Below are 20,367 nucleotides of genomic sequence, written 5' to 3'. Positions count from 1 at the left end.
GCATCGTCGGTGGGGGCAACGGCAGGAGTGTGCTTCAGGCACGCGGATGAGGTCGTTCACGCGTGCAATGCCGTCCAGGGGCAGGCCATCGTCGGCGCATGAGCAATCTATCCTCGTAGACAGAAGCTGCACTGCCCTGACGACCAACTCGCCGCGCGGATACGTTAGGGCATGCGCCACTTGCCACCAGTTCTCTGGACGAAGGGTGTCCTGCTCACGCCGCAGCATCTGCAGGCGCAGGATCGTCACCATGAAGAAGCGCTCGCGTTCCAGGTGAGTGCTCTGTCGTTCTGCCCATGGGGTGTCTCGCAGGTTGCGTTCGACCAAGCAGCCCTCGCCGGCGGCACGCTGGTCGTGAATGCGGTCTCCGGGCGTTTCCCGGATGGGCTGCTGTTCGACGCACCACTCACGGGCCCCACGCCACCTCCCAAAGTGGTTTCCTCGGCCTTCGGCCCTGATCAGCGCTCACTGCTGGTCTATCTCGCGGTGCCGGAATACCGGCCTGGTGCCCGCAACGTGGCGCGGCTGGGCGATGCGGTGCTCACCCGCTGGCACTCCGACGAGCAACTCACCCGCGATGAGACCACGGGGCTCACCGAGCGCCCGATCCAGGTAGCGCCGCCCACCCTGCGCCTGCTGCTGGAGGGCGAAAGTCTCGAGGGCTACACGGCGTTGCCGATCGCCCGCCTGTTGCAGGGGCAGGCTGGAGACATCGGATTCGATCATGCGTTCGTGCCGCCGCTGCTGGATGTGGCAGCCAGCGACACGATCACGGCCATGATGCGGCGCCTCGTGGAGCGGCTGTCGGCCCGCAGTGCGTCGCTCGCCGGCAGCCGTCGGCAGCGCAACACCGACCTCGCGGACTTCTCGGTGGCCGACGTCGGCAGTTTCTGGTTGCTGTATACCGTGAACACGCACCTGCCCGCCCTGCGCCATCTGCAGGAAGTGCGTCGAGGGCATCCTTCGACACTCTGGGAGAGCATGCTGGCGCTGGTGGGCGCGTTGTCCGCGTTCGCCACCACGGCCGATGCGCGCACGTTGCCGGCGTATGATCACCTGCGACTTGGTGAGTGCTTCGCGGAGCTGGAACGTCGGCTCTTCGAACTGCTGGATGGAGCGGTGGTGGACTCCGCCGTATCGCTGCCGCTCAAGGCGGTGCGTCCGACGCTGCACGCCGTGGCGGTGGAGCAGGCGGCCTGGCTCGATGCGCCGCAATGGTTCCTGGCGGTGAGCGCGCCGCTGCGTCAGCAGGACCTCATCACGAAGGTCATGCAGGGGTGCAAGGTGGGTTCGGCGGACGTGGTCGACACGCTGATCCGTCAGGCGCTGCCCGGTATCGAGCTGGCGCACGTGTCGGCGCCGCCACCGGCGGTGCCGGTGAAGCTCGACTTCCAGTACTTCGCGATCCGAAAGGCGGGTGGCGCGTGGGACGCGATATCCCGTGCCCGGAATCTGGCGGTGTATGTGCCGGCCGAGCTGGTGGACGCGCGCTTCGAGCTGGTGATCGTACTCAAATAGAGAGGCGGTCAGGATCGGGATGTCCGCACAACACAAACGCCCGCCGCATTGCTGCGTCGGGCGTTTGTTGTGTTTGGTGACGCCGGGATCGGCGACCCGGTCTGTTCAGCGTACGGCGGGTGGCGTCACGGTTGGTGCGGTGACGGCGGGCGCGGTCACCTTGGGTGCGGTGACGGTTGGTACGGTGGGGCGGCGCATGACGACAAAGCCGATCAGTCCGAGCGCGATGAGGATGACCACGTTGATCACCACGATGAGTCCCGTCGGGATGGACTTCTTCTTGGCGGCGGCCGGTGTCGCGGCCGGGGCGGGAGTTGCCGGTGCGGGAGGCGCGGCCACGACGGGCGCCGGCGCCTTGCTGATCATGCGGGTGAAATCGCTCGGGCCCGATGAAGCACCGGCGTGGGGGGACTGTGCGCCGCCCAACGGCGAGAGCGGGGTGCTGCCACCGGCTGCAAAGATGGGCGGCGGCAGGATGCCGGGCGCGCCACCCAATGGAGCGCCACCGCCGAGTGGGGATGGGGCGGCCGCGGGTGTCGGAGCGCCCGCCGTGGGGAACGGCGGCGCGATGGGGGCTGGCGGCACAAAGGGTGATGCGGGCGAGGACTGGGCCTGCGGCTGGGCGCCAAACGCGGATGGTGCGCTACCGAACAATGGGGTTGAGCCCATCGATGGGGGTGGCGCGGATGGGGTCGCGGCGACGGGCGGCCAGGCTGGCGGGGGCGCTGCCGGTGCCACCGGAGAAGCCGGAGTGACCTGGGGGAGTGGAGCGGCGGTGGCCGGCGCCGAGAACATCCGCGTGAAATCGCCAGGGCCCTGCTTGGCAGGAGCAGGAGAAACTGGATGTTGTGACCCGAAAATGCTCTGATTCTGGTTTTGTTGTGGCGCAGAAGCAGGTGCCGCTTGTGGGGGTGGTGTCGGCGGCACGCTGGGCGCGCTGAACATCTGCGTGAACGCGCCAGGCGCCTTGGGTGGCTCGGCGATCGGGGCCGGCTGGGCAGCTGGTGCGGACGGCGCGGCGACCTCCAGTGGCGTCATCATCGGCGGTTCCAGCACCGGTGGCATGGCGGCGGGTGCGCTGATGACCGGAGGGGGCGCCTGGGGCTGCGGTGGTCCCGCGGGCGGGGCGACCGGCGCTGCGACAACAGGCGCCGCGGCCTGGGGTGCCACCGGAACACTGGGGGCACTGAACATCTGTGTGAACGCGCCCGGCGTCTTGGCCGGTTCGGGCGGCGGCGTGACGGGGGCCGGGACTGGAGCCGCCGCTACAGGCGTCGCCACCACAGGCGCTGATGGCGCCGGTGCGGCGACTGGAGTGGCTGCTGGTGCCGCCACAGGCGGTGCGGCCGGCATGCTGGGCGCTCCAAACATCTGCGTGAACGCGCCTGGTGCCTTGGCCGGTTCGGGCGGCGCCACCGGCGCAGGAACAGGTTCCGGAGCAACCGGAGGAGGCGCGACGGGTGCCGGGGGGGGAGCCATCGTCTCGGCAGTGGCCGGCGACACGATCGGCTCGGCCGGCGGCGCCATCGATGCCACGAAGGCGTCGGTTGACATCACCTGCGTCAGCGGCGCTTCCGGCTCCGAGGGGAGTGCCGCGTGCGTGGGTCCACCAGATGCCGCGTCACCGACCAACGTGGCAATGGTGTCTCCGGTGGGAGCTGTCGGAGCGGCTGCCGGTGCGCTGGCCGCGGCACGCTGGGCGAGCCACACCGGGAACGAACCCAGGCCGGTCAGGAATTCGGAGACAATCGCAAAACCCGACGGCAGTGTGGCCGTCTCGAGAATGCGATTCTTGTCGCCGCCGACGAGACGGCCGATCAGGCCGCGCAGGCGATCGACCTCTTCAGGTCCCGCCGCATCGGCGAGGTGCACCATGACCACGCGCCCGGTGGCCAGTTCCTGCGCGTTGTGGGTGCGGATGCCGTCGTCCACCGCCACGCACTTGAGCAGGCGGTAGCGGGAGTTGAAGTCGTCGCTCATGTCACGAAGTGCCAGATGTGGTGCGCACGGTACTGCCGCAGCTCGCCACAGGACGACGCGACATCCGGAACGCCGGTGTATTCTTCAATTGTTCACGCGCTGCCGTTCATCCGCAATCGCGCCGCTCCTACCTGCGCAGCCTCGACTCCGTTTCGATCTCGCATGCGATTCACCCGCCTTTCCAGTCTGCAGAGGTCGCACCCGTGCACCTGACGTCGCCGCCGTCACGCCGCGTGGTGTGGGAAGACGGCATGCACCTGACACCGCAACACTTCCAGGCGCAGCGCCGCTATCACGAAGAACAGACGGCCCGCACGCTCGGCTTCATGATGCCGTTTGCGTTCGGCCTGTCCGCCATCACGGTGGACGAGGACGGTCTGCGCAATGGCACGTTTGCCCTGGTGCAGGCGCGTGGTGTGCTGCCTGATGGTACGGTGTTTCACCTGCCCGATGCGGACGAGGCACCGGATCCGATCGCTGTGGCGGAGCGGTTCTCGCCCACCCGCGACGCCCACGTCGTGTATCTCGCGTTGGCACCGTGGCGACCGGACGCGGCCAACGTACAGACCTCGCCACTCGATGCGCCAGCGCGATTTCGCGCGCGCGAAGAAGTGGTCAGCGACGAATCCACCGGGTCGGACCCGTTGGCCATCCAGTTTGCGGCGCGCAACCTGCGCTTGCTGTTTGACGAGGAGATCAGCGACGATCTCGTGGCGATGCCGGTCGCGCGCATCCGCCGCGATGGGCGCGGACAGTTCCAGATCGACCAGGACTTCGTCCCGCCGTGCGTGCAGTTGGCAGCCAGTGAACGGCTGCTGACCCTTACGCGCGAAATCGTGGGGTTGCTCGAAGCCAAGGGCAGCGCGCTCGTCGCCACGCTGTCGCAGGCGCCGGGTGCGGCAGCCGGTGGCAGCGCGGCGTACATGGGTAACGAGCTCGCCACTCGTTGGCTGCTGCATGCGGTGCGCTCGGCCGATGCGCCGCTGCGCCACCTGCTGCTGACGCGACGCGCGCACCCGGAACGACTGTATGGTGAGCTGGCTCGTCTTGCCGGTGCGTTGTGCACGTTCTCGATGACCAGCCATCCGCGGGATGTGCCGCTCTATGATCATCTCGCGCCAACGGATACTTTCGACGCGCTCGAGCGTCTGTTGCGGGCACATCTCGACGTGGTGATCTCGGCCCGGGCACTGGTCATTGCCCTGCAACAGAGCAATGAGCTGCTGCATGTGGGCGTGATCAGTGATCCGCGGTGCTTCGAGCCGGGCGTGCGCTGGTTCCTCGGCGTGCGGGCCGACCTCGGACAGGCCGATCTCATCGATCGCATGCAGCGATTGACGAAGACCTGCGCGAGCAGGTTTGTCCTCGAGCTGGTGCGGCGTGCGTTCAATGGATTGGCCACGGAGCACATTCCGTCGCCGCCATCGGGCTTGGCGCCGAAGCCCGATCTTACGTATTTCGAACTGACGATGGCCGGACCGTGTGCGGTGTCGTTGCAGGAGGGCCGCGAAATCGGGGTGTATGTGCCCGAAGCGTTGCCCGGTGCGTACATCGAACTCGCGGTGTTGTTGCCTCCTTCCTGATGTTTGTGCGGTGGCCGATGTCGGCAGGCCGGGTCTTCTGCCGAAGGGGTCACCGAATTCCTTCCGAGGATCTGCTGTGACCGTATCGACGACCACCGCGCCGGGGCGGCTGGCGACTTCCCTGCAGGAAGCACTCACCGCGGTGGTGCGCCTGCGTGCCGACCGGCAACCGGTGCCTGATGCCGCGGCCTTTCGTGCCCAGATCGTGCAAATGCTGGCGCGCGCCGAGCAGGAAGCGCTGCAGATGGGATACAGCACGCAGGATGCACGACTCGCGATCTTCGCGATCGTGGCGTTCCTCGACGAGTCGGTGCTGAACACGCGCGTACCGGCGCTGGCCGAGTGGGCGCGGCGTCCGTTGCAGGATGAACTGTTCGGCGGCCACATGGGCGGCGAATGGTTCTTCCAGCACATCGATCAGCTGCTGGCCCGTCCCGACAGTGTGGAGCTCGCTGAATTGCTCGAAGTGTACCAGTTGTGTCTGTTGCTGGGCTTCCGCGGCAAGTTCGGTGCGGGTGACAACGGCCAGCTGCATGCGACGACCACGAAGGTGGCCGAGCGTTTGAGCCGCCTGCGTCGTGTGGGCGGTGATCTCGCCCCGCACTGGCAGCCGCCAGCGGACAAGGTTGATGCGCGCGACCCGTGGCTGCGTCCCCTGGCCATTGGGGCGATCGGTACGGTGATCCTGCTGTTCGTGTTGTGGGGCACGTATGCGTTCACGCTGCGCGGCGATACCGACGCTGTGCGCGCGCTGGCCCCTGCCTCTTCCTCGACGACGGCTGCGACGACTTCGGTCGCCCGCTGAGTCCCGCTCTCACCGTCACCCCTCCGCGCGTCCCATGGCGTCTCGCAAGCCTATCATCCGGTGGCTGATCGCTGCTGCGGTCCTGCTGCTGTTCATCGTCATTCTCGTCGTGCTCGAACGCACGATGACCCTCGACACCGTGGCCCTCTGGGTGCTGCGGGTAGGCCTGGTGCTGCTTGGCCTTATCGCGGCCGGCGCCATTCTCTGGTTCCTGCGGCCACAGGATCAGGAGCCGGTGCTCGATACGGGTGACGACGTGCTGCTGGCCATCGGTGCCGCCCGCGGGCGCCTGCCCCGTGGCAGTTTTGCTTCGCGGGCACTCGTGTTGCTGCTTGGCCCCGAGGGCAGCGCCAAGACCACGCTGGTCTCACGCTCCGGTGGTGATCCGCAGTTGCTGGCGGGTGACGCTCCGTCGGGTGCGAACGATGTGCCACCGTCCACGAAGACGGCCAATGTGTGGGCGATGCAGAACGCGGTGGTGGCCGAACTCGCCAGCGGACTGCTCACCGATGCACCGCGCTTTGCGAAGGTGGTGCGTGCGCTGCGGGCGCCGCGTGTTGCGGCAGCCATGGGGCAGGGGGAAGCGGCGCCGCGTGCGGCGGTGATCTGCGTGCCGTCGGATCTGTTTTATGCCGGTGGCAACGGCGAGCAGCTGCAGCAGCTTGCCCAGTCGATGCGCCAGCGTCTGGCCGAAGCGGCCCGTGAGCTTGGGCTCGCGCTGCCGGTGTACGTGATGTTCACGAAGATGGACCGCGTGCCGCATTTCGAGCCGTGGGTGAGCGTTTTCACGAAGGATGAACTGCGCGCGCCTCTCGGTGCCACGCTGGCCTTCGATGCGGCGTCCAACACGGGCAACTACGCGGAGCGTCTGGCGCCGCGTCTCGATGCGGCATTCGCCGAGATCGCGCAGTCGGTGGGTTCGCGTCGCGTGGACCTGCTGGGCCGCGAGACGCAGCTCGATCGTCGGTATGCCTCGTACGAACTGCCGCGTGAATTGCGCAAGCTGCAGGCGTCCGCCACGCAGTTCCTCGTGGAGCTGTGCCGCCCCACACAGTTGGGGTCGAGCCCGCAGCTGCGCGGCTTCTACTTCACGGGCGCGCGTCCAGTGGTGGTGACCGATGTGGGGGCCGCCGTAGCCGCATCGACACCGGAGCATGCCGCTGGTGCAACCGGTGTGTTCCGTCGGCCGGAGATGCCAACGGCGGCGGCTGCGGCCGTGCCGGTGACGCGCAAGGTGCCGGAGTGGGTGTTCCTCGATCGCTTCCTGCGTGAAGTGGTTGTTGCCGATACCGGCGCCGCGTCGGTGGCGCGTGGTGGTGTGAGCGTGCAGCGCACGCGACGCGTGCTGTTGGGCACGGCGATCGCCGCCACCATGTTGGTGCTGCTTGGCGTGACCGCGTCGTGGCTGGGCAATCGCTCGCTGCAGGGACGGGTGGCCAGCGCCGCGAGTGCGGTGGCTGCACTGCCCGTGGTGCAGGCGTCGCCGGGTACGATCGCATTCCCGAGTGCCGAGGCGCTCACGCGTCTCGATGCGCTGCGCGCGCAGCTGGATACGCTGCAGCAGTACGAACAGGACGGTCCGCCGCTGCGCATGCGTTTTGGACTGTGGCGCGGCACGGCACTGCTCGAAGCGGCGCGGCCGGTGTGGTTCGATGGGTTCCGCAAGCAGTTGTTCGCCGATGCCTGGGGTGCGCTCAATGATTCGCTCAAGACGCTGCCCGACATCCCGACGGTGTCGAACGACTACGGTGTCACGTATGGCTGGCTCAAGGGCTACCTGATCACGACGACCACGCCGGACAGCAGCACGTCGGAGTTCCTGACGCCGGTGCTGCTCACCAGCTGGCAGCGTGGCATGCAGACCGATGCCGACATCACGGCGCTCGCCCGTCGGCAGTTCGAGTACTACGCGACGGTGCTGCCGAAGACGAATCCTTATCCGCGCGCGGCGGATGCGGCGGTCGTGAGCCATGCCCGCGATTTCCTGTCGCGCTTCACGGGTGCCGAGCAGATCTATCTCAACATGATCGGCGCGGCCAACAAGCAGGCACCGCCGGTGGCCATCCCGCAGGCGCCGGGCATTCTCACGGCCACGCAGGAAGTGCAGGGCGCCTTCAGTACGAAGGGCGCCTCGTTCATGAGCGACGCGTTCCGCAATGCCGACCGCTACTTCCAGGGCGAGACGTGGGTGGTGGGTGATGCCACCGCATCCAAGTCGGTGAATCGCGATTCGGTGGTGACGGCACTGCGTGGCCGCTATGCCGATGACTATGTGCGCACGTGGCGTCAGGTGGTGCAGAGTGCCACGGTGGTGCGCCCGTCCACGGTGAAGGACGCAGCGGACAAGCTCGACAAGCTGGCCGGTGTGCAGTCGCCACTGCTGCAGGTGCTGCGCACGGTGGCGGTGAACACCGCCGTCGACTCGGCGATGCGCATGGCGTTCCAGCCGGTGCACGCGGTGACGCCGCCGGAGATCACCGACAAGTTTGTCTCCGAAAAGAATCAGCCGTACATGGATGGTCTGCTTGGTCTGCAGGGTGCGTTGTTGCAGGTGTCGAACATGCCACCCGCGGTGGATACGCCGAGCACACAAGCGCTGGTGATGGCGGCGCAGATGGCGGCCGGTGATGTGACGAAGGCGCGTGTGTCGGCCAAGCGGGTGTCGCAGGGTTTCGATGTGAGCAACGTGGGTGGTGCGCTGGCCTCGCCGGTGGAGCAGTTGCTGTTGGCGCCGATCACCGGTGCGGAAGCGGTGCTCAAGACGGCCGCGTCACAGCGTCCGCCGGCCCGTCGTGTGGTGGCTGCGGCACCAGCAGCGCCTGCCGCACCAGCCGGCGGTGGTGGTGGTGCGCCGAGCAACGCGCCGGAAATCGCGGCGCTCAACGAGCGTGGTCGTGCGCTGTGCACGCGCATCGATCAACTCACGTCACGCTTCCCGTTCAATCCCGATGCCACGGCCGATGCGAGCGTGGCCGACGTGAAGGCGATTCTCGCGCCGAACACGGGCGAGTTGTGGGTGTTCCAGCAGGAACGTCTCGCTGCGTATCTCGAGAAGAGCGGCAACACCTGGGCGATCAAGCCGGGCGGCAAGATCGAGTTGTCGAAGAGCTTTGTGGACTTCTTCAATCGTGCGGCCGAAGTATCAGGCGCGCTCTTTGCTGAAGATCCCACCACGCCGATGGTGCGTTGGCTCGCCAGTGGTGTGATCACGCCCAACGTGCCGCTGCTGACGCTCAAGAACAACGGCAAGGAAGCGCGCTTCGATCAGCGCTCGTTCAAGAACGAAGTGATCTGGCCGGCCACGAACGGTCGCGAAGCCGAGCTGCTGGCGCAGTTCAAGAAGAACAAGCCGCTCACGGTGCGAAAGGCAAACGGTGACTGGGCGATCTTCCGCCTGGTGGCGACGGCCGATGCGTTCGAAGGTCAGAACGTGACGTGGAACGCGACGGGCAAGGACGCCGAGCCGGTGATGGTGAAGTTCGAAGCGCTGCGCCGTGAAGCCTCGTCGGTGCTGACGCGCGGCTGGCTGGGTCGCATGAGCTGCGTGGCACAGGTGACGAAGTAGCGGTTGCGGGTCGCGAGGGCGCGGGTTTCGGGGTGAACCGCCGGGTTACGAGAAACGGGTCATGAGCTGCGAGTTACTCGCCACTCATGACCCGTTTCTCTGTTGTTCACGCCAAACCCGCGCCCTCGCGACCGGCAACCGCCTTACTGTCCACAGCCCAACTGGCCCGTGTAGCGATTGATGACTTCGGCCTGTGCCATGGAGCGCGCCACGGTTCGCGCAGAGCGCAGCGCAGTGCATGCCGGCTTCACTTCGTCCATGAGCAGGTGTGCTTCCGCGATGCGGATGTAGGCCCAGGTGCTGTCAGTGCCTGTTGGCAGTCGTGCAATGATCGATTGCAGCATCGGCACAGCGGCGCGTGCCGCGGCTTCGTCGGCGGACGACGGATCGAGCGCCTTGGTGATGCTGTCGAGCGTGTTGAGCGCGTGCGTGGCCATCGGTGAGCGTGCACCAGGCTCCGCGCTCGGCGCTGCCGGTGCTGGGCGCGTACCTGTCGTCGCACCAGCGCCGGCGGGAGGCGTGGTGGTGGATGGCGTGTTGGCTGACGGCAGGTTGCTCGTGGCGTTCTGCGCCGCATTGGCGGCACTCTGTGCAGCCCCTTGAGCGCCATCAACCAGGCGACCGGCCGTGTTGGTGGCCGAGTTCACCAATCGATCAATATCCCGGACATTCGGCGCGCGCTGCTTGGTGTACCACCACCAGCCGCCAGCGAGCACGATGATGAGCGAGAGGCTGGGCAACGGCAGACGGAAACGCGGTACGCGACGCGTGGCGGTCTGCCGATCGATGGTGGCGTTCGACTGCGATGGGGTCGGCGCTGGTGCCTGCGCGCGCTGCGGCGGTGGCGTGGGAATGCGCGGCTTGGCGCCCGACTTGCTGAGCTCCCGCTTGAGCGCCTCCTTGTCCACCGTCGTGATGACGCGGGCGGCACCTGGTGTATCCACCTGCGTGGCAGCGGGTGCTGCGGCCGGCGGACCACTGGGCGCCGGCGCGACCGGTGCCGGTGCAGGAACCGGGCGTGGCGCGGGTGCCTTGAGTGCGGCCTCGAACGCCTTCGCAAATGCGCCAGCCGAAGCCGTACGCTTGGTGGGGTCGCGATCGAGTGCCTGATCGAACACTGATTGCAGCGCAGCGGGCCACTGCATGTCGGCGCGCACCACGCTGAGCTTGCGCGGTTCGGCAACCAGACGCGCGGTCATGCCGCGGTCGGGCGTGTTGCCGTCAAACGGCAGGTCGAGCGTGAGACACTGGTACGCGACCAACGCGAGGGCGTACACGTCGCTGCGATGATCGATCACGGCGCCCAGCAACTGCTCGGGACTCATGAACTCCGGCGTGCCGACCACGAAGCCGGTGCGGGTCAGGCCCGATTCCTTTTCGTTGCTGCCGATCGCTTTGGCGATGCCGAAGTCCACGACCTTGCACTTGTCACCACCCTCGTCGTCTTTCTGCACGAGGATGTTGTCGGGCTTGAGGTCGCGGTGCACGATACCCATGCGATGCGCGGCGTCGAGACCGTCGGCGACCTGACGCACGATGACCGACGTGCGCTGTGCGTTGAGCGGTCCTTCCTGCGCCAACAGGCTCTTGAGCGTGGGCCCGTTGACGTACTCCATCGCGAGATACACGAGTCCGTCGGCTGTCTCGCCGAAGTCGAAGACACGTGCGACACGCTCGTGTTCAATGCTGCTGGCGTTGGCCGCTTCGCGATTGAAGCGTGCGACCGATGCCGGATCGCGCAGCAATTCGGGACGCAGCACCTTGATGGCGGCCTGCAGTGGCAGGCGCACGTGCCGGGCGAGATACACCTTGCCCATGCCGCCCTCACCCAGCAGGTCCGTCACCAGGTAACGGTCTGCGACTACCGAGCCGATCAGGTCACCGTCAGCATCGGCTGCCCGCAGCGTGGAGCCGTCCGCGGGGCAGAAGATGTTCGTGTCAGCGTAATTGGTGCCGCAGACGGGACAGACTTTGGGCATCAGCTCAGAACAGGGAACCGGGGGCGGTGCGGGAGTGCCCGATTGGGGATGTCCCCCTCTGGGCGCAGCAAGCGAGACGGGTGGTGCCAACCACGACACTGAACGAATACGCCATTTGGCGGTATGTTCTCCCCGAAACTTACACTTGGGAGAATACCCGCATGTCTGCCGCTTCGCTCGTTCGACGTTCCCGCCGTGCCCTCGCCGTCACACTGGCCGGCGCGGCCGCCCTGACCGGCATGGGGACCACTGCCGGTGCTCAGGGGGCCGCCTCCAAGCCGACCGTGGCGGTCATGTACTTCACCAATGGCGCCATCGGCAACAACGCCGAATACGCCCCCTTGAGCAAAGGGTTGGCCGAAATGCTGATCACCGAGATGGCCGGCAACGAGAACATCCGGGTCGTAGAACGCGACCGGCTCCAGAGCCTGCTCGATGAACAGAACCTCGGCGCCAGCGGCCGGGTGGAGAAGGAAACGGCCGCCAAGATCGGCAAGACCCTCGGCGCCCTGCACATGCTGATGGGGAGCTTCGTGATTGATCCGAAGGGCACCATGCGCATGGATGTCCGGGCCATCAACACGGAGACGTCGGAGCTCGAATACGCCACCTCGGTCACCGGGAAGGCGGACCGGATGCTGGAGTTGCTCGGCCAGATCGGTACCAAGCTGAATGCGGGACTCAAGCTGCCCAGCGTCCAGCGCGGGTTCGAAGAGGGCAAGACGGTCGGCGCCAAGGGCCCCAACCAGCTCAAGTCGATGATGCTCCTGAGCCGGGCGCTCGAGCAGCAGGATCGGAAGAACAACACCCAGGCGGTGGCGCTCTACAAGGAATCGATCCAGGCCAACCCCGACAATCAGCGCGCCAAGACGTTGCTGGCCTCCCTGGAGACGGGGACGAAGTAAGGTTTCGCGGTTCTCGGGGAGAAAAACCAAAGGGGGCGCGATCCACTGGATCGCGCCCCCTTTGTCGTACCGGTCGTCAGATCACTTCTTCCGTGAAGCGGAGTAGGGGAAGAAGTAGGCGCTGACACTGCTATTGCTCGAGATACCCATGGGCACAGAGCAGACGCTGCTGGCGTCCTCGCACAGCTCACCGGAGCTGCTGGTCCAGGTGCCGACACCGCTCATGGAGATGGAGAACGGCTGGCCGATCGGAATGAGCCACGAGCAGGTGGTGGGCGCGTTGCTGCCCGCCGACTGGCTGCAGTTGCGGTTCCAGCTGCTGCCGGATGCCGTGAGGCCGCCGGCGCCGGTTCCGCTGAGGGTGACCGACAAGGTGACCGACGGCGCCGGCACGAACAGCGCGGTCACGTCGATGTTGCCAACGGGGCTCGTGATCACGCAGGTCGGCGACGTACCGGCCGAAGCGCAGGCACCACCCCAGCCGCCGAACGTGGACGTGCCGTCTGACGTGGCATAGAGCGTCAGCGAGCCGTTCAGATCGCTGATCTTGGCCGTGGTCCGGCAGTACGCCGGGTTCGGCGAGGAGGCGCCAACCAGCTCGCAATCGAGGTCCGTATTCATGGCCTGCACCATGCCGGCACCCAGTGCACCGCTGGGCGCGGTGACGTTGATCGTCACGGTGGGCTCGCCAAACGAGGCGCTCACCGAGGCCGGGCTGTTGGCGAGGAACGTGCACGTGTTGGAGCTGGAGAGGCAGGCTCCGCCGAAGGCGCCGAAGCTCTGCTCGAGACCCGGCGACGCGGTCAGCGTCACGTTGCGGTTCAGGTCGACGAAGGTCTGGCACTCCTTCTGGCTCTCACCTTCTGCGAGCGTGCAGGTGTATCCGTCGTTCACGCGCACCGAGCCGAAGCCCGGGCCCGTCAGCGTCAGCGTCAGCGAGACCTGGCGACGATTGAAGATTGCACCGACCGACTTCGGCTGGTCCATGGTGATGAGGCAGGCGCCGTTGCCGGTGCAGGCGCCGGTCCAGCCCACGAAGGTGCTGAAGCCGTCAGGGAGCGCCGTCAACGTGATCTGCGAACCGTTGGCCAGCGTGTTGATGCAGCGGCCGGTGTTCTGGCCGTTGATGCGCGAGCAGGCGATCGCCGTGCCACCGAACACCTGACCGTCACCCGTGCCACTCGGCACCACCGACAGCGTGGCCGGCGGGTCGAACTGGACGGTGATCGTCTTGCTCGGGCCGTTCACCACGAACGTGCAGGTGTTGCCTGTGGTTGTGGTGCATCCCGTGAAGCCGCGGAAGCTGCTCTGGCTGGCCGCGATGGCGGTCAGCGTGACGGTCGTGCCTTCGGCGAAGAGTCCCGAGCAGGCACCCAGTCCGGCCGCGCCCTGGAGCGTGCAGGAGATGCCGATCGGGATGGAAGACACCGTACCGTTGCCATTGCCGTTGCCCGTGATGGTCACCGGAACGGGGGCATCGAAGCGGGCGTTCACCGTGCGGGCCGCGTTCATCGTGACCTGACAGGTCGGCTGGGTCACGCCGGCGCAGTCACCGGTCCAGCCACCGAACGTGCTGTTGCCGCCCGGAATAGCCTGCAGGGTGACAACCGTGCCTTCGAAGAACGTATTGGCGCAGGTACCGGACACCGTGCCGAGCGAGGCGAAGCAGGAAATGCCGCCGAGGTCGGAGTTGACTGTGCCGATGCCCGTGCCGGATGCCGTGATGTTGAGCGAGCGGAGCGCGCGGAACACGACACCCACGTTGCGCGCCTGGTTCATGTTGACCGTGCAGGCCGCGCCCTGGGTGCCGCTGCAGTCACCTGCCCAGCCAATCAATTCGGAGCCGACGGCGGGCTGCGCGGTGATGACCACCTGGGCATCACCCGGCAGGGTGGTGGTGCAGGTGCCCGTGGCAGCCGTACCGTTGATCGCGCAGCTGATGCCTTCCGGCACCGACGTGACCGTGCCCGTGCCACTCAGACCCGCTGACTGGATGCGCAGGAGGGCCGGCGGCGGTACGACGCGCACATCGGCGACGGCCTGGCGGCCACCCACATCGGCGGTGATGCGCGTGGTGCCGACCGCCACCCCGGTGACCACACCGGCAGCGTTCACCGTGGCGACACTCGGGTTGCTGGTGGACCACACCGGTGTGCGTCCCGTGACGGGACGCTGCTGCCGGTCGAGGACCGACGCCGTGAGGGCCATGGTGCGGGCCGTCTCGAGACGCAGCGGCTGCCCGACGCCGACGACATTCTCAGTGGGCGCGGTGAGGCGCACATCGGCGATGTCGTTGAGCTGCAGCGTGTTGGGGATGGTGGTCGTCAGGCCGGGACGCAGTGACAGCGGTCCCACCTGATGGCGGTCGACGGGCAGCCCATCGAGGATGAGCTGGACGTCGATCTGGACGACGCACTCGTCAGCGCCCGGGGATGTTCCGTTGAGGCCGGCCCGCTGCGCGTCCCGCAGACAGTTGGAGAGATCGATACCGACCGGCACCGTCTGCGAGGAGCCGGTGAGGTTGATCGACTGTGAAGTCAGAGGCGTGGTGCCCCCGCCGACCATCAGGTAGCTGGTGGCGATGCGGATCTCTTCGGTCGCTGCGGCAGTCTGCTGCAGCGAAGCCGAGAGCATCAGGCGCGCCTGCTGGCCAGCACCGGCGCCAGGGCCAGTGCTGCCGTCGTCCGCGCACGCTCCGAGCAGCGCCGTGGCGAACAGCGCGGTCGCGATCGTGGTGACGCGTGTGAACTTGATAGGCATGATCGACATGGGCGATTAGAAGCGCGTCACGATAACGAGACCCGCCGAGGCGCTGAAGAAGCCCGTGCGGGGAGCAGTGCCGACAATGCGCGGGCGAAGCTGGCCACCATGGCCGCGCAGATAGGGCTGGAACGTCAGGGCGCCGGCGCGGCGCACGAGGCCGATGGTGCCGCCACCGCTGACCACACCGGAGGTGGCCAGACCCTGATTGATGGCGAGACCACTGTGCACTCGGCCTTCGCCGGTGAGCAGCAAGTCGGTTGTGGCCGACATGGGGATGCTGGTGCGCAGGCCGCCGTCGAGATAGTTGCCGCTGGTGCCGGCCACTTCGATGCCGTCCTTCTCATAACGGGTGCGGTAGCGGTTCACGCCCCACAGCACGAATTCGCGCACACGCGGTACGGCGAACTGGATCTGCGCGTCGGTGGTGATGATCGGACCGAGCTTGATCGTGGAGAGCGCCGGCGCCGTTTCCGGCAGGCCTGCGTTGCGGAGGACGTCGTCCGAATAGATGTCGACGGCGCCCGTCACGCTGAAACGATGTCCGCCGATGAGGCGATCGAGACCAAGCGAGCCGCGGACGACGTTGCCGGGCTGGAAGTCCGTGGAAGGTGCGCCGGCCGTGATCGCCGCGATGGGCTGGTACTTGCCGCGCATTTCATACGAACCACCAACCGCGACGGCCCAGCCGAGCACCTGCTTGGCCAGCACGAGGCCGGCAGTGCCGCTCGGACCGGCACCCACTGGCGGCGCGCCGAGGCCCAGCGCCGGTGCTGCAATGCCGCGCAGCACCATGAGGTCACTGGCACCGAGTTCGGTCTGACCCGTCGGGGCGTTGGCACCGAGCGTGAGGACTACGGCATCACCCAGCAGACGGCCGGTGGCACGCACGCGGACGTCGGTCGGACCGTACAGCGTGGCTGTCTGTTCGGTGGTCGACGACAGCTCCTTGGGCGAGTACGTGAGACGGGAATACGTGAAGGCCGACTGCAGGTCGACGGTCCAGGCGGCGCCGATAGGCAGCGCGAGCGAAACCGGCACCGAGAACTGGTCGATGCGCTTGAGTCGGATGGAGTCGCGGCCCATGGCACCGGGCTGCTGATAGCCGACTCCACCGAAGCTGACCATGTCGGCCGTGCCGCCAACCGCGAGCACGCCGGTGCCGATCAGACGGTCCTGGGCGGAGGCGAGCGACGGGACCGCGAGGCCTGCAGCGAGCAGAGTGGAAGCCCGGAGGGCCGAGGCCGCGCGCCGGAAGGGCCGCACCGAGGCGGCGAGGGAAGGCGTCGAGGTCATGGACGGGTGATCGTGATGATGACGGTCGCCTGCGACGCCGGGAACGTCGGGTCGAGCGCAGTGCTCGCGGTGCGGGACACGTTGGTGACGAGGTCGAGCGGGCGGTTCAGGCGGTCGACCGCACTGGAGATCGCGCCGTCGAGCGGCCGCACGCCGGGGATGGCGATCGGGTTTGCGGTGCCCATGGCGCCGTAGGAGCGCACTTCCTGCTCCATGCGACGGGCTTCGCGGAAGTTCGGGTCGAGGCGGGCTGCGCGGCTGAATTCCGCCGCGGCGCCACGGTAATCGCCCTCGTAGTAGCGCTGCACACCGCGGCCGTAGGCCAGCAGCGCGCCGATGTTCTTGGTGGGCTGCGCCTCGAGGGAGGCCCGTTCGGCCGGCGTCAGGGTGATTCCCAGCGACGTGAACAGGCGGAACACCAACTCCTTCTCGGCGGCCAGGATCTCAGCCAGCGGAGCGCGAGCGTCCACCGCATTGGTGACCGTGGCCCGTTCGACGTCGCCGATGCGGGCCCCGAGACGCAGCGTGGTGCCGTTCACCGGCTCGACCGAACCAAACACGAGGCGCTGGGCGCTCACGAGGCGGCCAACGCGTGGTGCGGTGGCGGAGTCGACGCGGCCCGTTTGTGCCAGGTCGAGTTCGCGCAGCACTTCACCCAAGCGGGCCCGCTCGACCACGCGCACCTTGCCGCTGCGCGACAGGTCGGTGGAAACGAGCTCGGCCAGTGCGTAGGCGAGTGGCGTCAGCGTCGTGTCGTTGCCGCGGGCGGCAAACGGGGGTACACCAACGGTACCTTGGGCACCGGGTCCACGGGCCTGTTCGCTGGCCAGGGCACGGCTGTCAGCCGTAGCAGGGCGGGGAGCGGGGGTGGGGCCGGCGCCACAGGCGGCGAGCACCCACACGGACAGCGTCGAGGCAACGGGTATGCACACCGAGCGCCAGGCGCTGGGGTGCATGCGCAGCGGGCGCATGAACATTGAGGACACGGTGAGAGACGGAACTGGCCCATGACCGAGCGCACCCGGTGGGATGCGTCACAGTCGAGGCAAACAACGATGTGAGCCTGCTACTTGCGTAGGTGGCGAATGTGCGGCCTGCGTAGAGTAGAATCAAGCGATACGTGCTTATAACACGATGGAGTGTGGGTCACGAATCCGTGAACCGCACCTGACCAATAGGAGGACTTATGACACAGCGCACCAGACACGTGATGGGCGTCACCACGACGTGGTCGTTGGTGTTGTCGGTGATGATCGGTATGAGTGGCTGCGCGACGAACCCGGTGACCGGGCGGCGCGAACTGTCTCTCATCTCGGAATCGCAGGAAATCCAGATGGGACGTGAAGCCTCTGCGGGGGATCTCAAGCGTGTCGGTGAGGTGCCGCAGCCAGAGGTGCAGGCGATGGTGCGGCGCATTGGCACGGCGATGGCGGCCAAGTCGGAGCGGCCGAATCTGCCGTGGGAATTTCATGTGCTCGACGACGCGGCGGTGAATGCGTTCGCCTATCCAGGTGGATTCATCTTCGTCACCCGCGGTCTGCTCACCAACCTGAACAGCGAAGCCGAACTGGCCGAGGTGATCGGGCACGAGATCGGACACGTGACGGCCAAGCATTCGGTGGTGCAGATGAGCCAGCAGCAGGTCGCGCAGATCGGTCTGGTGGGCGCCAGCATCTTCTCGTCGACGGTGGCCAAGTACGGCGATGTGCTGGGCGGCGGTGCGTCGCTGCTGTTCCTCAAGTTCGGTCGCGACGATGAGCTGCAGTCGGACGCGCTGGGCTTCCAGTACTCATTGGCGCAGCAGTACGACGTGCGTGAGGCGCCCAAGGTGTTTCAGACACTGGGCCGTCTCTCCGGTGGCGGCGGGCGTGTGCCCGAGTGGCAGAGCACGCACCCCGATCCCGGCAATCGTGCGCAGCGCGCGGAGCAGCGTGCCGCGACGGTGCCGGCGGCCACACTTGCGACGCTCAAGGTGAACCGCGATGGCTACCTGCGCCTGCTCAATGGCATGGTGTTTGGCGAGAACCCGCGACAGGGATACTTCGAGGGCACGCGATTCCTGCATCCGGACCTGCGATTCCAGTTCGATTTTCCGAGTGGCTGGAAGTTTGCGAATCAGCCCGAAGCCGTGGTGGGCGTAAGTGCCGACAACGGCGCACAGTTGCAGCTGTTGCCCGCCACCGGCACGCCGGCGCAGGCGCTGCAATCATTCCTCGCACAGCAGGGCATCACCACCCGGCAGTCGTCCAACACCACCGTGAACGGGCTCACAGCGGCGGCGGCTACGTTCGACGCCACCACGCAGCAGGGAGCCTTGCAGGGGCGGGCACTCAGCGTGGCGCACAATGGACAGACCTATCTGTTGCTCGGGCTGATGGTGCCTGACGCCGCCGCGACACGCGGCGCCGAAGTGGAAGCCACACTGCGCTCGTTCCGCGCACTCACCGATGCGAACGCGCTCAACAAGCAGCCGGCCAAGGTGGAGCTGGTGACACTCGATCAGGCGATGACCGGCGCACAGTTCGTGCAGCGCTATCCGAGCACGGTGTCGACGGACGAAGTGTACATCGCCAATGGCATCGAAGCGGGCACGTCGCTTGCCCGAGGCACCATTCTCAAGCGCATTCGCTGATGGGTTCCGCGGTGATGAGCGACGTTGACAGCCACCATGACTGACGCGCTCATCCCGCGGGAGCTGCGTGCCTGGCGCGCGTGGGGCGTGGCCCGACGTCTCGAACATGGCGCACGCGCGCCGGAGTTTCGCGAGCTGGTGCGGCGCATCGACGGGGGACCGGTGCACGTCTGCCCACCAGTCACGCTGCTCCCCGATGGTGAGCAGGCCTTTGCGCGCATGCGGGAAGCCATCGATGGCGCGCGCGGTGAGGTGTTGCTCGAGACGTACATCCTCCGCGACGACCAGCTTGGCGAATCCGTGCGTCAGGCGCTGCTGACCGCCGCGGCGCGCGGCATTCGTGTGTGTGTGCTGGCCGATGCGGTGGGATCGATGTCCACCGCCGACGACTTCTGGCATTCGCTGGAAGCGGGCGGTGTGCAGGTGCGCCTCTTTCATCGCGTGTGGCATCGTCCGCTCGAGGCGCTGCGCCGGGATCATCGCAAGCTGCTGGTGGTGGATCGGACGCTGGCGTTCACCGGCGGCATGAACATCGGTGAGGAGTATGGGTCGAGTGTGGCGCGTCGTCGTCCCGTTCGGCGCACCGGATGGAAGGATGCGTGGCGCGATACGTTCATCGCTCTCGGTGGCACGGTGGCGGAGGAGCTCGCAGCGGTGTTTGCCGAGGGGTGGGATCGCGCGGGTGGCCCCGACTTGCCTGGTCTCGAGTACGTGAGCTGGGCCGATGGCATCGTGCATCCGCCGGCCGGATGGCGTGGGCGCATGATGCCGCGCGCTCTGCAGTCACGCTGGAAGTTGCAGCGTGGCCATCACCGCGACCGCGTGCGTGGGCGAAAGGTGCGCCGTGCGGCGCCTCTTGCAGAAGGCAATGCCCCTGCGGTGATCGTGATGGATCCGCGACCCGGTCGCGGGCAGCGCGAGATGCTCACGGTGCTGTCGGCGCTCACGGGCGCGGCGCGTGAGCGGCTCTGGATCACGACGCCGTACTTCGCACCGCCGTCGCGTGCGCTGCACCTGCTGGCCACAGCGGCCGAGCGCGGCGTGGACGTGCGCCTGTTGTTGCCAAGTGCACGTACTGACGTGCCGATCATCCGACATGCAGCCCATGGCGCGTATCACATGCTGCTCTCACGCGGCGTGCGCATCTTCGAGTATCATCGCGCGACCTTGCATGCCAAGACGCTGGTGGTGGACAGTCATGTTGGTCTCGTGGGATCGTCCAACCTCGACTTCCGTTCTTTCTGGCTCAATGCGGAATGCAACGTGTTGATCTTCGACGACGCTTTTGGCAAAGCGCTCGATCAGAGCTTCGAAGAAGATCTGTCGGGGAGCACCGAGATCACA

The 20,367-nt window shown here is 67.0% G+C and carries 12 protein-coding genes; 7 read left to right on the top strand and 5 right to left on the bottom strand.

Annotation, left to right across the window (positions count from 1 at the left end):
• Positions 1 to 171 precede the first annotated feature (171 nt).
• The gene (gene tssK, locus VGE27_RS02570; RefSeq protein WP_331048064.1) at positions 172 to 1,518 is read left to right on the top strand and encodes a type VI secretion system baseplate subunit TssK; all 1,347 of its coding nucleotides are present in this window, start codon (positions 172 to 174) and stop codon (positions 1,516 to 1,518) included.
• A gap of 105 nt (positions 1,519 to 1,623) precedes the next feature.
• Here tssK (VGE27_RS02570) and VGE27_RS02565 read toward each other — a convergent pair whose 3' ends face one another.
• Positions 1,624 to 3,498: a hypothetical protein gene (locus VGE27_RS02565; protein ID WP_331048063.1), complete on the bottom strand. Its 1,875-nt coding sequence runs from the start codon at positions 3,496 to 3,498 to the stop codon at positions 1,624 to 1,626.
• A 203-nt stretch (positions 3,499 to 3,701) separates the two neighbouring features.
• Between VGE27_RS02565 and tssK (VGE27_RS02560) the strand changes: the two genes are divergently transcribed.
• The 3 genes from tssK (VGE27_RS02560) to VGE27_RS02550 all read left to right on the top strand — a co-directional run bounded on the left by tssK (VGE27_RS02560) (position 3,702) and on the right by VGE27_RS02550 (position 9,451).
• The gene (tssK, locus tag VGE27_RS02560; protein WP_331048062.1) at positions 3,702 to 5,081 is read left to right on the top strand and encodes a type VI secretion system baseplate subunit TssK; all 1,380 of its coding nucleotides are present in this window, start codon (positions 3,702 to 3,704) and stop codon (positions 5,079 to 5,081) included.
• 76 nt (positions 5,082 to 5,157) lie between these two features.
• Entirely contained in the window at positions 5,158 to 5,886 is a 729-nt protein-coding gene (locus VGE27_RS02555; protein ID WP_331048061.1) for a DotU family type IV/VI secretion system protein, read from the top strand.
• A gap of 34 nt (positions 5,887 to 5,920) precedes the next feature.
• The gene (locus VGE27_RS02550) at positions 5,921 to 9,451 is read left to right on the top strand and encodes an ImcF-related family protein (protein ID WP_331048060.1); all 3,531 of its coding nucleotides are present in this window, start codon (positions 5,921 to 5,923) and stop codon (positions 9,449 to 9,451) included.
• 143 nt (positions 9,452 to 9,594) lie between these two features.
• On the opposite strand, the gene VGE27_RS02545 is transcribed toward VGE27_RS02550, so the two are convergent.
• Positions 9,595 to 11,430, bottom strand: coding sequence for a serine/threonine-protein kinase (locus VGE27_RS02545; RefSeq protein ID WP_331048059.1), 1,836 nt, complete (start codon positions 11,428 to 11,430; stop codon positions 9,595 to 9,597).
• A 161-nt stretch (positions 11,431 to 11,591) separates the two neighbouring features.
• Here VGE27_RS02545 and VGE27_RS02540 point away from each other — a divergent pair, with 161 nt between their 5' ends.
• Positions 11,592 to 12,335 (top strand): CsgG/HfaB family protein, encoded by a 744-nt coding sequence (locus VGE27_RS02540; RefSeq protein ID WP_331048058.1) that lies wholly within the window; start codon positions 11,592 to 11,594, stop codon positions 12,333 to 12,335.
• An 81-nt stretch (positions 12,336 to 12,416) separates the two neighbouring features.
• Here VGE27_RS02540 and VGE27_RS02535 read toward each other — a convergent pair whose 3' ends face one another.
• Genes VGE27_RS02535 through VGE27_RS02525 form a run of 3 tightly spaced genes read right to left on the bottom strand, consistent with a single transcriptional unit; the run spans position 12,417 to position 17,368 of the window.
• Positions 12,417 to 15,104: an InlB B-repeat-containing protein gene (locus VGE27_RS02535; RefSeq protein ID WP_331048057.1), complete on the bottom strand. Its 2,688-nt coding sequence runs from the start codon at positions 15,102 to 15,104 to the stop codon at positions 12,417 to 12,419.
• Between the two features lie 6 nt (positions 15,105 to 15,110).
• Complete coding sequence (locus tag VGE27_RS02530) at positions 15,111 to 16,391, bottom strand: hypothetical protein (protein ID WP_331048056.1); 1,281 nt, start codon at positions 16,389 to 16,391, stop codon at positions 15,111 to 15,113.
• Positions 16,388 to 17,368, bottom strand: coding sequence for a CsgG/HfaB family protein (locus tag VGE27_RS02525; protein ID WP_331048055.1), 981 nt, complete (start codon positions 17,366 to 17,368; stop codon positions 16,388 to 16,390). The genes VGE27_RS02530 and VGE27_RS02525 overlap by 4 nt, the downstream gene beginning before the upstream one ends.
• 209 nt (positions 17,369 to 17,577) lie before the next feature.
• Here VGE27_RS02525 and VGE27_RS02520 point away from each other — a divergent pair, with 209 nt between their 5' ends.
• Positions 17,578 to 19,023, top strand: coding sequence for a M48 family metalloprotease (locus VGE27_RS02520; protein WP_331048054.1), 1,446 nt, complete (start codon positions 17,578 to 17,580; stop codon positions 19,021 to 19,023).
• A 36-nt stretch (positions 19,024 to 19,059) separates the two neighbouring features.
• Positions 19,060 to 20,367 (top strand): phospholipase D-like domain-containing protein (locus VGE27_RS02515; protein ID WP_331048053.1); only part of this gene is annotated, 1,308 nt, incomplete at its 3' end.

This window comes from Gemmatimonas sp., assembly GCF_036405635.1.
Taxonomy (GTDB): Bacteria; Gemmatimonadota; Gemmatimonadetes; order Gemmatimonadales; family Gemmatimonadaceae; genus Gemmatimonas.
This window is presented reverse-complemented; position numbering and strand designations above follow the sequence as displayed.